General features: G+C 67.0%; 14 protein-coding genes. 8 read left to right on the top strand and 6 right to left on the bottom strand.

Annotation, left to right across the window (positions count from 1 at the left end):
- Positions 1-265: 265 nt before the first annotated feature.
- The 4 genes from ASE11_RS22510 to ASE11_RS22495 all read left to right on the top strand — a co-directional run bounded on the left by ASE11_RS22510 (position 266) and on the right by ASE11_RS22495 (position 4,269).
- Complete coding sequence (locus tag ASE11_RS22510) at positions 266-1,429, top strand: CaiB/BaiF CoA transferase family protein (protein WP_056277107.1); 1,164 nt, start codon at positions 266-268, stop codon at positions 1,427-1,429.
- A gap of 33 nt (positions 1,430-1,462) precedes the next feature.
- Positions 1,463-2,356 (top strand): dioxygenase, encoded by an 894-nt coding sequence (locus tag ASE11_RS22505; protein ID WP_056277104.1) that lies wholly within the window; start codon positions 1,463-1,465, stop codon positions 2,354-2,356.
- Between the two features lie 12 nt (positions 2,357-2,368).
- Positions 2,369-3,175, top strand: a complete 807-nt coding sequence (locus tag ASE11_RS22500) for a citryl-CoA lyase (protein ID WP_056277102.1) — start codon at positions 2,369-2,371, stop codon at positions 3,173-3,175.
- 128 nt (positions 3,176-3,303) lie between these two features.
- A complete protein-coding gene (locus ASE11_RS22495) occupies positions 3,304-4,269 on the top strand; it encodes a Bug family tripartite tricarboxylate transporter substrate binding protein (protein ID WP_056277099.1) in 966 nt (321 codons plus the stop codon).
- Between the two features lie 59 nt (positions 4,270-4,328).
- Here the strand turns inward: ASE11_RS22495 and ASE11_RS22490 are convergent, their stop codons facing one another.
- The 5 genes from ASE11_RS22490 to ASE11_RS22470 all read right to left on the bottom strand — a co-directional run bounded on the left by ASE11_RS22490 (position 4,329) and on the right by ASE11_RS22470 (position 9,174).
- On the bottom strand, positions 4,329-5,228 hold the full coding sequence (locus tag ASE11_RS22490; protein ID WP_056277097.1) for a LysR substrate-binding domain-containing protein: 900 nt from the start codon (positions 5,226-5,228) through the stop codon (positions 4,329-4,331).
- A gap of 95 nt (positions 5,229-5,323) precedes the next feature.
- Positions 5,324-6,652, bottom strand: coding sequence for a TRAP transporter large permease (locus ASE11_RS22485; RefSeq protein ID WP_056277095.1), 1,329 nt, complete (start codon positions 6,650-6,652; stop codon positions 5,324-5,326).
- Complete coding sequence (locus tag ASE11_RS22480; RefSeq protein ID WP_056277092.1) at positions 6,649-7,206, bottom strand: TRAP transporter small permease subunit; 558 nt, start codon at positions 7,204-7,206, stop codon at positions 6,649-6,651. Before ASE11_RS22480 ends, ASE11_RS22485 begins: the two co-directional genes overlap by 4 nt.
- Positions 7,207-7,285: 79 nt before the next feature.
- Positions 7,286-8,356: a C4-dicarboxylate TRAP transporter substrate-binding protein gene (locus ASE11_RS22475; RefSeq protein WP_056277089.1), complete on the bottom strand. Its 1,071-nt coding sequence runs from the start codon at positions 8,354-8,356 to the stop codon at positions 7,286-7,288.
- Between the two features lie 89 nt (positions 8,357-8,445).
- Positions 8,446-9,174, bottom strand: coding sequence for a TetR/AcrR family transcriptional regulator (locus ASE11_RS22470; protein ID WP_235501415.1), 729 nt, complete (start codon positions 9,172-9,174; stop codon positions 8,446-8,448).
- A gap of 85 nt (positions 9,175-9,259) precedes the next feature.
- Here ASE11_RS22470 and ASE11_RS22465 point away from each other — a divergent pair, with 85 nt between their 5' ends.
- The 4 genes from ASE11_RS22465 to ASE11_RS22450 are packed head-to-tail and all read left to right on the top strand — an operon-like array spanning position 9,260 to position 13,684.
- Positions 9,260-9,901: a CoxG family protein gene (locus ASE11_RS22465; protein WP_056277083.1), complete on the top strand. Its 642-nt coding sequence runs from the start codon at positions 9,260-9,262 to the stop codon at positions 9,899-9,901.
- A gap of 10 nt (positions 9,902-9,911) precedes the next feature.
- Entirely contained in the window at positions 9,912-10,769 is an 858-nt protein-coding gene (locus tag ASE11_RS22460; protein WP_056277080.1) for an FAD binding domain-containing protein, read from the top strand.
- A 15-nt stretch (positions 10,770-10,784) separates the two neighbouring features.
- Positions 10,785-11,270, top strand: a complete 486-nt coding sequence (locus ASE11_RS22455) for a (2Fe-2S)-binding protein (RefSeq protein ID WP_056277077.1) — start codon at positions 10,785-10,787, stop codon at positions 11,268-11,270.
- A complete protein-coding gene (locus tag ASE11_RS22450; RefSeq protein WP_056277073.1) occupies positions 11,267-13,684 on the top strand; it encodes a xanthine dehydrogenase family protein molybdopterin-binding subunit in 2,418 nt (805 codons plus the stop codon). The genes ASE11_RS22455 and ASE11_RS22450 overlap by 4 nt, the downstream gene beginning before the upstream one ends.
- Before the next feature lies 1 nt (position 13,685).
- On the opposite strand, the gene ASE11_RS22445 is transcribed toward ASE11_RS22450, so the two are convergent.
- Positions 13,686-14,600 carry a LysR family transcriptional regulator gene (locus tag ASE11_RS22445; RefSeq protein WP_056277069.1) on the bottom strand — a complete coding sequence of 305 codons (915 nt, stop codon included), beginning with the start codon at positions 14,598-14,600 and terminating at the stop codon, positions 13,686-13,688.
- Positions 14,601-14,625 lie beyond the last annotated feature (25 nt).

Below are 14,625 nucleotides of genomic sequence, written 5' to 3'. Positions count from 1 at the left end.
CGATGCGCAGCAACACCCCGGCTGGCGGCGCGTGATCCTGCTGGTGACCGATGGCGAACCGCGCGGGTTCGAGCAGGGTGTGTTGGCGGTGGTGCGCGCGCTGCTGTAGGCCGTATCGCGCCCGGGTGGGGTCGCGAAGGTCCGGCCTTCATGGATCGATGGCATCGATCGAGTTCATGAAAAACAATCACTTTCAAGTGTGGACCTTCGCCCCTACAGTCGCCCCCAGGCCACACAGGCCACAGATCAAACAGGAGACAAGCGCATGCACAAAGTCCTCAGCGGCATCCGGGTGCTGGAGCAAGGCACGTTCATCACCGGACCGGCTGCGGGCATGTTCCTGGCTGACCTCGGCGCCGAGGTGATCAAGCTGGAGCAGCCGGGCACGGGTGACCCGTTCCGCTCGTTCAAGGGCGGGCTCTACAGCCCGCATTTCCAGACCTACAACCGCAACAAGCGCAGCATCACGCTCAACCCGAAACTGCCGCAGGACGCGGCCGTGTTCGACGAGCTGGTGAAGGACGTGGATGTGTACATCCAGAACTTCCGCCCGGGTGCGGCGGACCGCCTCGGTGCGGGCGACGCGCGCCTGCGCGAACTCAATCCCCGTCTCATCTACTGCGCCATCAGCGGCTTCGGCCAGACCGGGCCCGCCGCGGGCCGCCCCGCCTACGACTCGGTGGCGCAGGCCGCCAGCGGTTTCCTCAAGCTGCTGGTCAACCCCGGCAACCCACGCGTGGTGGGCCCGGCGGTGGCCGACGCCATGACCGGCATCTACGCCGCCTACGGCATCCTGGGCGCGCTGGTGGAGCGCAGTCGCACCGGTGTGGGCCGCAAGGTCGAGGTGTCGATGCTGGAGGCCATGTGCCACTTCAACCTCGATGCCTTCACCCACTTCTTTTCCGAGAACGAGATCATGGGTCCGTTCAGCCGCCCGAGCGTTTCGCAGTCTTACGTGCTGGAGTGCGCCGACGGTTTGTGGATCGCCCTGCACATGTCATCGCCCGAGAAGTTCTGGCAGGGCCTGGCCAACGCCATCGAGCGCCCCACGCTGTTCGACGACGCGCGCTTTGCCACGCGCGACGCGCGCATCGCCCACCAGGACGAACTGATCGTGCTGCTGGGCGGCCTGTTTCGCCAGCACGACCGCGCCACCTGGTGCCAGCGCCTGGAGGCTGAAGACGTGCCGCACGCCCCGATGTACGACACCCAGGAAGCCATGCAGGATCCGCAGGCGAAGCACCTGCAGCTGAAGGTGAGCGCGCCCCACCCCGAGGGCGGGGAATGGCACACCATCCGCTCGCCGGTGAGCTTTGACGGCGAGCGTGCGCTCGAGGTCACGGCGCCTCCCACGCTGGGCGCCGACAACGACGCCATCGTCGAACCCATACGCCAACGCCTGCGCACGCCCAGCCCGAGCGTGGCCTGAGATCACAGACACAACAACGCCAAGAGAGACAACATGAATCCATCGAACGAAAACGAACTGACCCAGGCCGTGCTGGAGCGCCTGAGCGGTGCCACCGATCCGCGCTTCGCGCAGGTGATGGGCTCGCTGATCAAGCACCTGCACGCATTCATCCGCGATGTGGACCTGAAGCCCGACGAGTGGATGAACGGCATCCAGTTCCTCACGGCGGTGGGGCAGGCGTGTGACGACAAACGCCAGGAGTTCATCCTGCTGTCCGACACACTGGGCGCGTCGATGATGGTGGTGATGCTGGACCAGGCGCGTGCCATGGCCAAGGACCGCGCCCGCCTGAGCGCCACCGAGGCCACCCACGCCACCGTGCAGGGCCCCTACTACTGGGAGGGCGCGCCCGAGCAGCCGCTGGGCGCCAACATTGCCGAGGGTGTGGTGGGCGAGCCCACCTTCTACAGCGGACGCATCTTCGACACCGCCGGCCAGCCGCTCAAGGGCGCCTTGCTCGACATCTGGTCGGGTGACGGCGAAGGCAACTACGACATGCAGATCGCTGGTGCCGGCATGGCCGCGCGTGCGCGCATCCGAACCGACGACGAGGGCCGCTACTGGTTCTGGTCCATCCGGCCCTCTTACTACCCGGTGCCGGTCGACGGCCCGGTGGGTCGCATGCTCGACGGCATGGGGCGCCACCCCAACCGCCCCGGTCACATCCACATGGTGGTGTCCGCCACCGGGCACGTGCCGGTGACCACCCACCTGTTCGTGGCCAACAGCCCGTACCTCGATTCCGATGCGGTGTTCGGCGTTCGCCCCAGCCTGATCGTGGAGTACGAATCGCACCCCGCCGGCCAGGCCCCCGATGGTCGTGTGATGGACAGCACCTACTGGTCTGCCCACTACGACTTCCACCTCGAACCCCAGGCCGCCTGAAGAGGACACCCCATGAAAATCGGCAAAGAAACCGTTCCCCGCACGGCCATCTGCACCTCCGACGAAAACACCATCGTCGTGCGCGGCCAGGACTTGTGCCAGGACCTGATCGGCCACCTGTCCTTTGCGGACTACTTCTTCCTGCTGCTCACCGGTCGCAAGCCCGACGCCGCCTGCAGCGCCGTGCTGAACGCGACCCTGGTGGCGATCGCCGAGCACGGCTTTGTGCCCAGCGTGCAGGCCAGCCGCATGACCTTTGCGGCCGCCCCCGATGCGTTGCAAGGCGCGGTGGCCGCCGGCATCCTGGGCTGCGGATCGGTGATCCTGGGCGCCTCCGAGACGGCGGGGCGCCTGTTTGCCAGTGTGGCCGCGCGCATGGACGCCGGCGTGTCCCTGGACGACGCGGCGACCGAGGCCATCATCGAACTCAAGACTGCCCGCCGCGCCATTCCGGGCTACGGACATCCGCTGCACAAGGCGCGCGACCCGCGCGTGGACCGCCTCATCGAAGTGGCCACCCAGGCCGGCGCCGACTTGCGCTACGTGCACATCGCCCAGGCGCTGGAGCGTGTGATCCCCGGCATCGTCGGCCGCGACCTGCGCATGAACGTGTCGGCTGCGATTCCCGCGGTGCTCATGGGTGTGGGTTTTCCGGTGGTGTCGCTGCGCGGTGTGCCCATCCTGGCGCGCACCGCCGGCCTCATTGCCCACCTGGCCGAAGAGGCCGAGCAGCCCAGCGGTTTTGCGCTGTCGTACCAGGCCACGCGTGAGCTGCAGTACGACGGTGTGTTGCCCGACGGCTTCGGGGCACACGCATGAAACGCGCGCCACGGCCCAAGGTGCTTTCCGGTGTGGCGTCCTGAAGGAGGATCGCCCGCCCGTGTCCGGTTCCCGCTTGCTTTCTTTCAACCATAGACGGGCTCAGCCCAAAACAGGAGACAACTTCCATGCGCTCGAAGATCAAATTGCTCGGCGGCCTTGTGCTGGGTCTGGCATGCAGCCTGGCCGGTGCCCAGAACACCGACTGGCCCACCAAACCCATCCGCATCGTGGTCGGCTTTGCCGCCGGCACACCGCCCGACATCTTTGCCCGGATGTACGGCGACTACGCGTCCAAGAAACTCGGCGTGCCGGTCCTTGTTGACAACAAGCCGGGCGCAGCGGGCAACCTGTCCACCGACATCGTGGCCAAGGCCCCGGCCGACGGCTACACCTTCCTCTACAACCTCTCGACGGCGTTCACCATCAACCCGTTCATCTACTCCAAGCTCCCATTTGATCCGGAGAAGGATCTGGTGCCGGTGGCCACCACCATGCGCCAGGGCCTGGTGCTCATCACCAACCCGAACTTCCCGTCAAAGACGATCCGCGACCTGGTCGCTGCGGCCAAGGTCAAGCCCGGTGTGTATTCGCACGCCTCGTATGGTGCGGGCAGCCCGTCGCACCTGATCGTGGAGTGGCTCAAGGAAGAAGCCAAGATCGACATGCTGCACGTGCCTTACCGCGCCAGCCCCGTGGCCGATTTGCTCGGAGGCCAGGTGGACACGCTCATGGAACCCATCGCCACCGCATCGCCCCTGATCGCCAGCGGTCGTGCCAAGGCCCTGGCCTACTCGGACACCACGCGCCACCCGTCGATTCCCGACGTGCCCACCTTGTCTGAAGTGGTGCCCGGCCTGAGCGTGAGCTCGTGGCACGGCATCTGGGCCGCGTCGGCCACGCCGGCCGCCGTGTTGACCCGCTTCAACAGCGTGATGGTGGAGGCCGCCAACGACCCCGAGATGCAGAAGCGCATCCGCGCCCTGAACGTCGAACCCCTGGGCGTGTCGCGCGCCGAGATGGCGTCGATGGTGCGCCGCGATGCCGAGATCTTTGGTCGCATCGTCAAGGCCAAGAACATCACCCTGGACTGAGCGGCCCCGCTCGGCAAAGCCGCTCCTTCGGGGGCGGTTTTTTTTTGGCCCGACGGGTGTCAGCCGCCCTTGGGCAGGCTGCTGTTGAAGCCGAGCTTTCGAACGATCGCCGAAAACGAACGCACCTCGGGCGAGGGGTGGTCCGCCTTGCGGCGCAGGATGCCGGGCGTGCGGATCGGCGTGGGGCTCTCGATCGGAATCGCCTTGAGCGCGCGGCCCGGCGGCACCACGCCGCCCGAGACGATGGTGGCGATCTCGATGCGCTCGACCAGCGACAACATGGGGTTGACCGTGTTCATCTCGGCCACCACCCGGGGTTCGGCCCCGCTGGCCACAAAACACTCATCGAGCAGCGTGCGCGTGGCGAATTCCCTGGGCAGCAAGACCATGGGCTGGCGGTGCAGCTCCACCATGCGAACGCGCCGGCGCCGCGCGAGCGGGTGTCCGGTGCCGACCACCAGCACCATCTCTTCGTTGTACAGCGGTTCGAACACCAGCCCGCTCAAGGCCGCGGGGCGGTAGGAGATGCCGAGGTCCAGGTCGCCCGAGCGCACCTGGCTCACGATGTTGTCGGCGCTGAGCTCCTGCACCGACATGTGTACCGTGGGGTGGCGCTTCATGAAGATCGCCACGCATTCGGGAATGAACCCCAGGTTGAAGGAGTGGGTGGCACCCACCCGCACGCGGCCCTGGAGCTCATCGCCCACCTCCTTGAGCGCGCCCACGCCCTGGTCCACCTCCTGGATCGCGCGGGTGGCGTAGGCCAGAAAGGTCTCGCCCGCTTCGGTGAGCGCCACGCGTTTGCCCACGCGGTCAAAGAGCGGGATGCCCAGCTCGTCTTCGAGCTGGCGGATCTGGTGCGAGAGCGTGGACTGGGTGACGTGCACGCGTTCGGCCGCCCGCGTGAAGCTCAACGACGAGGCCAGCGCCAAAAAATACCTGAGGTGCCTGAGCTCCATGCCGCGTCCTTTTCAACGATTCATGGCGTCGATCGTAGCAACCCCGATGGATCGCCTTGGTCGTCAGGCCGGTTCGGCGGTGGTGGGCGGGTGGCTCAGATCAAGGCCAGCGCCATGACCGGGAAGATGGCGATCAGCAGCAGCACGATCAGCATCACGCCCACGTAGGGCATGGTGCCGGCGAAGATGCTCTCCACCGACACCTTCGGGTCGTTCAGCGTGGACTTGACGGTGAACACCGAGATGCCGAAGGGCGGTGTGAGCAAGCCGATCTCCACCGCGATGACGGTGATGATGCCGAAGTGGATGAGGTTGAAGTCCAGACCGGCCGCGATCGGCACCGCCACCGGCGTCATGATCAGCAGGATGGAACTGGAGTCCAGGATCATGCCGAGCAGCAGCAGGATCACGACGTACAGGAACAGGAAACCGTAAGGGCCCAGGCCCGCGTCCTGCACCAGGTCGCTGATGGCCATGGGCACACCGGCCACCGACAGCATGCGGCTGTAGAAACCGGCAGCCACCAGCAGGATCAGGATGCCCACCGACACCGCGCCGGTTTCGGTGAGCACGCGCCACAGGTTGCCACCGCCCAGCTTGCGCCGCAGGATGGCGATGACGAAGGCGCCGAAAGCACCCACGCCGCCGGCTTCGGTGGGCGTGAAGAAACCCGAGTACAGGCCGCCGAGCACGAGCGCCACCAGCGCGGCAATGGGCACCAGCTTGGCCAGCATCTCGGTGGTGGTGAGCAGGCGTGCGGTGCTGCGCTCGGCGGCCAGCTGGGCCTGGCGCTTGAGGTCGAACACCAGACCGGGCGTGAACCGGGCCATCAGCATGATCATGGCGGCGAAGGCCGCCGCCATGGCAAAGCCGGGGATGATGCCGGCGATGAACAGGGTGCCGATGGACTGCTCGGCCAGCACGCCGTAAATGATCAGCAGCAGGCTGGGCGGGATCATCATGCCCAGCACCGAGCTGCCGGCCACGGTGCCGGCGGCGAAGCTGGCGCGGTAGCCGTGGCTCACCATCTCGGGCACGGCCACGCGGGTGAACACGGCGGCCGACGCGATCGACACGCCGGTGACGGCAGCGAACACCGTGTTGGCCGCCACGGTGGCCACGCCCAGACCGCCGCGCAGGCGCCGCAGCAGGGTTTCGGCCACATCGAACGTGTCCTTGCCGACGTTCGATATCGAGACCAGCAGCCCCATCAGCACGAAGAGCGGGATGGTGGCGAAGATGTAGTCGGCCACGCCGTTGTAGGCCGAGAGGTACAACAGGCGCATGGCCATGTCGACGTCTTCGCGAATGAGCCAGATGCCGGCAAAGCCCACGGCGGTGAGAGCCACCGCGATGTGCAGACCGAACAACACCAGAAACACCAGGGCTCCGATCAGGAGCCCGCCCATGGCCAGTTCGCTCATGCCTGTGCTCCGTTGAATGGGGGCTGGCGCAGCAGCGAAGGAATGCAGGCGAGGTAGGCCACGGCGGCGGCCAGCGAGCCCAGCACGATGAGGGCACGGAACGGCCAGGTGACGACGGTGAAGACGCCTTGCACGCCGAAGTACTCCTTGATCTTCATGGCCTCGACCAGCTCGGGCCATGCGATGAAGGCCAGCGCGAAGAACAGCATCGCGCCCACGACGACGTTGAACACCTCCAGCGCCTTGAAGGCCGCTGGCGAGCGTTGGCCGATGATGCGCAACAGGAAGTCGCTGCGCGTCATGCGGCCGGAGCAGACGGCCGCGGCCAGCTGCAGAAAGACGATGGAGGCGACCGAGCGCGCGGCGAACTCGGCCACGCCGGTGATGGGTGCATCAAAGAAGTTGCGGCCCAGAACGTCGGCCACGATCAACAGCATCATGAGAAAAATCCACGCCGTGCCCACGGCGGCCAGCAAGTTGGCCACGCCCTGCAGGGGGTTGGCGAGGCCGGCGACCGCTGGGGTTTCGCTGGCGAAATCAGGTTCGTTGTGCACAGGTCACCTGTGAAAGCGGGGAGACAGATCGCCCGGCAGCGCGTAGCACCGCCGGGCGGACAAGTGGGAGCGGGGCCGGTCAGCGGTTTTGCAAGTCCCAGTCGCGCAGGGGCTTCACGCCACGCGCGCGCAGCTCGTCGAAGTACGCCTTGAGCACCTGCTTGCCCGCGTCGCCCGTGCCTTGCAGCCAGGGCGCCACGATGTTGGGCAGGCTGTTGACCCACTTGGCCTTCTCGGCCTGGGGCAGGTCGGTGATCTGCAGGCCGGCGGCCTTCATGGTGTCCAGCGCGGCATTGGCGGTCTTGGTGACGTGTTTGCCGTGCGCGATCGAGGTGGCCTTGCCGGCCTTGAGCATCGCGTCCTGCACGTCCTTGGGCAGGCCATCGAACACCTTCTTGTTCACCGCCACGCTGCCGAAGTACATGGCGCCGATGTCGATGCGGGTCAGGTTCTTCGCCACTTCATACACGCGGGCCGGGCCGATGCCGCTGGCAAACGACAGCGCGCCATCGGTCACGCCGGTCTGGATGTTGGTGTAGTAGGTGGTCAGCGCGCCGTCCACCGGCGTGGCGCCGGTCTCGCGCAGCCAGTTGGCCGAGGTGCCGGGCGCGTTGATGCGCTTGTTCTTCAGGCTGGCCATGTCCTTCACCGGGAAGGTGGCGTAGATGTCGTAGCTGTCGGTGATCAGCGAGGACAACGGCACCATGTTCTGCGCGGCCCAGCTGTCGCGCAGGGCAGGCACGGTGGTGTTGAGCTTGTCGAAGATCTCGATCAGTTGCTCGTGGTTGGTGGTGGCGAACGGGGTGAAGTAGGTCACGTTCTGCAGCGGCATGGCGGAGTTTTCCCACACGGTGCCGACCATGCCCACGTCCACGATGCCGTCGCGCACGGCGGCGCGGGTGTCGGTGAACTTGTAGAGCGTGCCGCCGTAGTTTTCGCGCCAGCGCACCTCGTATTTGGCGCCGCCTTCCTTCAGCAGGCGGTCCACTTCGGGCTGGAACACTTCCTTCATGGCGAAGGCCCAGATGTTGGTGGTGGGGTGGCTGGAGCCGATGTTGACCGTGACGCGTTGCTGCGCCATGGCCGAACCGACCGCCAGTGTGGCGCCCATGGCGACCAGGCTGGCGAGTGCGATCTTCTTGAGTTGCATGTTGTCTCCTCGGTGGGTGTCATGGCTGAGGGTTCAGCCGGGTGGGCAGGGTGCCGGTGCCCCCGCACCGGCTTCATCAAATGGGTGTGTCAGCGTTGGGACGGGCGCTTGCGCGTGCTCCCGGTGGTGTCGGCAAACAGATCTCGGCTGGCGTGCAGGTAGGCGCGCACGCGGTCGCGCACCAGCTGTTCGTCGTAACCGTCGTGGGCGCTTTCGCTGTAGACGTCCTGCGCGTAAATCCAGCGGCGCATGGTGATGTAGAAGAAGCCGCCGTGCAGGCCCGTGAGCAGCTCCATCTCGCGCTCGCTGGGCTTCGCGCGGCTGGTCACGCCACGGAAGCGGCGTGTTTCGCGGATCAGGCGCGGAAACAGCCGGGTCCGCAGCATGGCGAAGAAGCGGTCGGTGATGGTGTGGTCGGTCAGACCCGAGAACACCAGGATGCGAACGAACTCCCGCGACAGCGTGATCGTCACGTACTCCAGATAGAAGGCCGTGAACTTGTCTTCGACCGACTTGTCGGGATCGTCCAGCAGCGCATCCCACTCGTCCCGCCAGCGGCCTTCGAACACTTCCACGTACACGCGGTCGACCAGCGCCTGCTTGGTGGGGAAGTAGTGGTAGAGCAGCGCGTGTGTGACACCGATGCTCTTGGCCAGGTCGCGCAATTGGCCGCCGAAGCCGTGCACGGAGAAAAACTGGATCGCGCCATCGAGGATCTGGCGCTCGCGCTCGACCACGCCCATGCGCCGGCGTGCCGGGGCTTGCGGATCTGCATTTCTGGCTTCGTTCGCCTTGTCAGGGTTTGTCTGGATGCGCACGCTATTTACCGATCGGTCAATGATTCGTACCATTGTTAACCGACTGGTAAACAAAAACACCCGTGAAAACCCGAGGATTCAAGGCATGGAATTGACTGGAGACATCCTGATCGGCGCACCCCGCGAGAAGGTCTGGGCCGGGCTCAACGACCCGGAGATCCTGACGCGCTGCATCCCCGGCTGCGAAGCCATGGAAGCCACCAGCCCGACCGAACGCACCGCCCGCGTGGCCGTGAAGATCGGTCCGGTACGCGCGCGCTTCGTGGGCCATGTGCGCATGGAAGACATCCGCGCCAACGAAGGCTGCGTGCTGCGCTTTCAGGGTTCGGGCGGCGCGGCCGGCATGGCCAAGGGCCACTCGAACGTGGAGCTCACCGACGAGGCCGGTGGCACACGCCTGCGCTACACCGCGCAAGCCGCCATCGGCGGCAAGCTGGGCCAGGTGGGCGGCCGCATGATCGACGCCGCCTCCAAGCAGATGGCCGACCAGTTCTTCACCGCGTTCAACGAACAGATGGTCGGTGTGCCGGTGGTGGAGGCTGTTGAAGCAGCGCCCGCGGAAACCGCGGAAAGTGCCACCGCTGCGTCGCAGCCCACCTTCGTGCCGCGCTCCATCCAGGTGCCCCAGCCGGTCGCCAGCGGCGAAGGCGTTCGCGTGCTGTGGTTCGTGCTCGGGTCCCTGTCCACCGGCTTCGGCGTGTGGATCGCTTCCTTGTTGACTGCTTGAGGACCGCCCCATGAAAGCCGCCGCCTTCGACTACGTCAAACCCGCCTCCATCGACAAGGTCATTGCCCTGCTGCAGGAACACGGCGACGACGCCCGCCTGCTCGCTGGTGGCCAGACGCTGATGGCCACACTGAACATGCGCCTGTCCGAACCGCAGCTGGTGATCGACATCACCGGCATCGAATCGCTGCGCGGCATCAGCGTGCAGGGCCAGGTGCTGCGCATCGGCGCGCTGGCCACGCACACCGACATCGAGTTCAGCCCGCTGGTGGCACGCCACGCCCCGTTGCTCAAGGCGGCTGCGCCTCACATCGCGCACCGCGCCATCCGCAACAGCGGCACCTGGGGCGGCTCCATTGCCTACGCCGACCCGGCGGCCGAGTGGCCCACCTGCCTGCTGGCGCTGGGCGGCACGGTGGTGGCGCGCGGGCCGAAAGGCGAACGCCGCATCGCGGCCGACGATTTCTTCACTGGTCTCTACAGCACCGCGCTGCAGCCCGACGAATTGCTGGCCGCCTGCGAGATCCCGCTGGCCGGTGCCGACCACTGGTTCGGCTTCAGCGAACTGGCGCGCCGCCACGGCGACTACGCCATTGTGGGCCTGGCCGCCACCGCGCGGCGCGAAGGCGCGGCCCTGCACGACCTGCGCATCGTGCTGCTCGGTGTGGACGCCACGCCGCTGCGCGCGCGCCAGACCGAAGCGCTGCTGCAAGGCCGCGCGCTGGACCTGGCCACCGTGACCCAGGCCGTGGCCAGCCTGCGCAGCGAGATCGACCCGCTGCCCGACCTGACCAACACCCCCGACACCAAACGGCATCTGGCCGGCGTGCTGCTGCACCGCCTGCTGCCTGTTGCCGTTGCCGCCTGAGCCCCAAGGAACACCATGGCAGACCTGTACCCGATCAAAGTCACCGTCAACGGCAAGCCGCACCAATGCAGCGTGCAGCCCCGCACCCATCTGGTGGACTTCCTGCGGGAAGACCTCGGCCTCAAGGGCAGCCACCTCGGCTGCGAACACGGTGTGTGCGGCGCCTGCACCGTGGAGCTCAACGGCCAGATTGTGCGCGGCTGCCTCACCCTGGCCGTGCAGGCCGACGGTGGGCACGTGCAGACCATCGAAGGCGTGAGCCAGTCCGGCGTGATCCGCGATCTGCAGGACGCCTTTGTGCGGCGCAACGCGCTGCAGTGCGGCTTCTGCACCTCGGGCATGTTGATGGCGGCCAAGGAGCTGGTGGAGCAGATGCCGGGTGCCAACCGCGCCGAGGTGCGTGAGTGGATCTCGGGCAACTACTGCCGCTGCACCGGCTACCAGGCCATCGTGGATGCGATCTGCGACGTGCTGCAACAACGCAAGGAGGCCACCGCATGAAGCGCGATACCGTCAACCTCGAACCCGGCGTGGACCACAGCCGGCCGCTGACCCCGGTCAACGACGACCAGCGCTACATCGGTGCCTCGGTGCCGCGCGGTGGCATCGAGCGGCTGACGCAGGGCCTGGGCCAGTACCTGGACGACATCGAGCTGCCCCGCATGGCCCATGTGGTCTATTGGCGCAGCCCCGTGGCGCACATGCGCATCAAGTCGGTCAACGCCGAGTTCGCCCGCGCCATGCCCGGCGTGCTGCTGGTGGCCGACGGGCAGGACATCGCCAAGGTCTGCAAGCCCTGGGTGGCCACGCTGGGTCACCTGGCGGGCATGAAGTCGGCACCACAGTACGCGCTGGCCCTGGATCGCGCCTGCTGGCAGGGGGAGCCGGTGGTGGCCGTGGTGGCCGAAACGCGCGCCGAGGCCGAGGACGCGCTGGCCTACATCGAGGTGGACTGGGAAGAACTGCCCGCCGCCACCGACATGCTCACCGCGCTGGACCCGGCCACGCCGCTGATCCACCCCGAACTGGGCGACAACCTGTGCTTCACCCGCACGCTGGACGTGGGCCAGGTCGACGAGACCTTTGCCAAGGCCGACGTGGTGGCCGACATCGAATTCGAATTCGGCCGCCACACCGGCGTGACGTTGGAGCCGCGCGCGCAGATCGCGCACTGGAGCCCGGCCGACCGGCGCCTCACCGTGCACCACTCGTGCCAGGCGCCGCACATGATGCAGGACCTCTACGGCCGGCAGTTCGACCTGCCGGCCAGCGCCATCCGCGTGGTCTGCAAGGACGTGGGCGGTTCCTTCGGCATCAAGGTGCACGCCTACCCGGATGACTTCGCCACCGTGGCGATGTCCATCCTGCTGGGTCGCCCGGTCAAGTTCGTGGCCGACCGACTGGAGAGCTTCACCAGCGACATCCATGCGCGCCACCACCACATCAAGGCGCGCATCGCGGTCAACCGCGACGGCGAGATCCTCGGCTTCGACATGGACGACCTCACCGGCATCGGCCCGTACTCCATGTTCCCGCGCACCAGCGCCATCGAAGGCAACCAGGTGGTCAACCTGGTGGGCGGCCCCTACAAGCACAAGCACTACCGCGCGAAGCTCGACGTGGTGTTCCAGAACAAGACGCCGACCTGCCAATACCGCGGTGTGGGCCATCCCATCGCCTGCGCCGTGACCGAAGCGTTGGTGGACCTGGCGGCGCAGAAGATCGGCATGGACCCGCTGCGCATCCGCGAACTCAACGTGATCCCCGACGACGCCTACCCCACCGCCGGGGCCTCGGGCATCAAGCTGGAAATCCTCTCGCACCAGGCCAGCCTGAAGAAGCTGCGCGAGCTGATGAACTACGACGCGCTGCGCGCCGAGCAGGCCGCGATGCGCGAGCAGGGCATTTTTCGCGGCATCGGCTTTGCCACCGTGATCGAGCTCACCAACCCCAGCGCCGCGTTCTACGGCGTGGGCGGCGCGCGCATCGCCTCGCAGGACGGCGCCACCGTGCGGCTGGACCCCGAAGGCCACATCACCGTGCTCATCGGCGTGGGCGAACAGGGCCAGGGCACCGAAGGCATCTACCAGCAGATCGCGGCCGACGCGGTGGGCGTGGACATCGCCAAGGTGCGTGTGGTCACCGGCGACACCGACGCCACACCCTATGGCGGCGGCACCTGGGCATCGCGCGGCGCGGGCATCGGCGGCGAAGCCGTGCTGCTGGCCGGCCAGGCCCTGCGCGAAAACATCGTGAAGGTGGCCGCCGTCATCCTCAAGCGCGACGGCGCCACCCTGGTGGTGCGCCGCGACCGCATCGTTGACGCCGCCACCGGCGAAGCGCTGCTGCCGCTGGCCGAGCTGGGCCGCATCGCCTACTTCCGCTCCGACACACTGCCCGCCGAGTTCACCCCCGAGCTCATGGTCACGCGGCACTACGCGCAGCGCGACTTCCCGTTCATCTTCACCAACGGTGTGCAGGCGTCCTATGTGGAGGTGGACACCGACACCGGCTTCGTGAAGCTGCTTAAGCACTGGGCGGTGGAGGACTGCGGCCGCGTGCTCAACCCCATGCTGGTGGACGAACAGATGCGTGGTGCCATCGTGCAGGGCATCGGCGGCGCGCTGCTGGAAGAGTGCCTCTACGACGAGAGCGGTTTGATGATCAACGCCAGCATGGCCGACTACCTCGTGCCCATGTCGGCCGAGATGCCCGACATCGAGGTGGCCCACATCCAGACGCCCACCGCCACCTCGAAGCTGGGCGCCAAGGGTGCGGGCGAGGCTGGCACGGCGGGCGCGCCGGCGGCGGTGATGAATGCCATCAACGACGCCATCGCGCCTTTCGATGCCCATGTGTTCTCGCAACCGATCACGCCGCAGAAGGTGTTGCGAGCGCTGGGCAAGGTGCGCTGATTCAGGTGGTTGGCGGTGTCACCGGCCAGGCCTGCATCTTGAAGGCCTCGGCCAGAAAGTCGATCAGCAGGCGCACCTTGGGCGCGACGAATTTGCGCGAGGGATAGACCGCGTACACGCCGAGTTCCAGCGAATGGAATGTGGGCAGCACCTCGACCAAGGTGCCGGCCCGCAGGTCGGGCCCCACCAGAAACGAGGGCTGCAGCACGATGCCCAGATGGCGCAGCGCGGCCATGCGGCAGGTGTCGCCGTTGTTGCTGCGCAGGCGCGGTGACACCTTCACCGCCACCGGGCCGTCGGGTCCGGTGAAGACCCAGTTCTCCCCCATCGAAAACAGGCTGTAGGCGGCCACGGCGTGGTGCGCCAGCTCCGACGGGTGCTGCGGCGTGCCGTGCTGGCGCAGGTAGGTGGGCGAGGCGCACAGCACCAGGCGGGTGGTGGTGAGCTGGCGGCTGATGAGCGTGGAGTCGGGCAGGCGGGCGATGCGCACCGCGAGATCAAAACCTTCGTCCACCAGATCGACCATGCGGTCGGCCAGGGTCACGTCCAGCGTGACCTTGGGGTGCATCGCCATGAACTCCACCCACAGCGGCGCCAGGTGCAACAGACCGAAGGTGAACGGTGCGTTGATGCGCAGCAGGCCACTGGCCTCGCCGCTGCGCGAGGTGATTTCGGCCTCGGCCTCATCCACGGTGGAGAGCACGTCCTTGCAGCGCGCGTGAAACACCTCGCCTTCGGCCGTGAGCGAGAGCTTGCGCGTGGTCCGGTGCAGCAGCCGCACACCCAGGCGCGCTTCGAGCTCGGCCACGTGGCGCGACACCGCTGCCTTGGACATGGGCAGCGCGTCGGACGCGCCCACGAAGCTGCCCGCGTCCACCACCGCCGCAAACACCCGCATTTCTTCAAATCGGTCCATCTCGGTCCATTTGTGTCAGTTATCG

Source organism: Hydrogenophaga sp. Root209 (assembly GCF_001428625.1).
GTDB lineage: Bacteria > Pseudomonadota > Gammaproteobacteria > Burkholderiales > Burkholderiaceae_C > Hydrogenophaga.
The sequence above is the reverse complement of the archived record's forward strand: the minus strand, read 5'-3'. Positions and strand labels throughout refer to the sequence as shown.

Excerpts from the sequence above, each read along its gene's own strand:
- ASE11_RS22485 (WP_056277095.1), bottom strand. The coding sequence starts at position 6,652 with ATGAGCGAACTGGCCATGGGCGGGCTCCTGATCGGAGCCCTGGTGTTT.
- ASE11_RS22475 (WP_056277089.1), bottom strand. The coding sequence starts at position 8,356 with ATGCAACTCAAGAAGATCGCACTCGCCAGCCTGGTCGCCATGGGCGCC.
- ASE11_RS22450 (WP_056277073.1), top strand. The coding sequence starts at position 11,267 with ATGAAGCGCGATACCGTCAACCTCGAACCCGGCGTGGACCACAGCCGG.
- ASE11_RS22455 (WP_056277077.1), top strand. The coding sequence starts at position 10,785 with ATGGCAGACCTGTACCCGATCAAAGTCACCGTCAACGGCAAGCCGCAC.
- ASE11_RS22495 (WP_056277099.1), top strand. The coding sequence starts at position 3,304 with ATGCGCTCGAAGATCAAATTGCTCGGCGGCCTTGTGCTGGGTCTGGCA.
- ASE11_RS22500 (WP_056277102.1), top strand. The coding sequence starts at position 2,369 with ATGAAAATCGGCAAAGAAACCGTTCCCCGCACGGCCATCTGCACCTCC.
- ASE11_RS22460 (WP_056277080.1), top strand. The coding sequence starts at position 9,912 with ATGAAAGCCGCCGCCTTCGACTACGTCAAACCCGCCTCCATCGACAAG.
- ASE11_RS22505 (WP_056277104.1), top strand. The coding sequence starts at position 1,463 with ATGAATCCATCGAACGAAAACGAACTGACCCAGGCCGTGCTGGAGCGC.
- ASE11_RS22445 (WP_056277069.1), bottom strand. The coding sequence starts at position 14,600 with ATGGACCGATTTGAAGAAATGCGGGTGTTTGCGGCGGTGGTGGACGCG.
- ASE11_RS22510 (WP_056277107.1), top strand. The coding sequence starts at position 266 with ATGCACAAAGTCCTCAGCGGCATCCGGGTGCTGGAGCAAGGCACGTTC.
- ASE11_RS22465 (WP_056277083.1), top strand. The coding sequence starts at position 9,260 with ATGGAATTGACTGGAGACATCCTGATCGGCGCACCCCGCGAGAAGGTC.
- ASE11_RS22490 (WP_056277097.1), bottom strand. The coding sequence starts at position 5,228 with ATGGAGCTCAGGCACCTCAGGTATTTTTTGGCGCTGGCCTCGTCGTTG.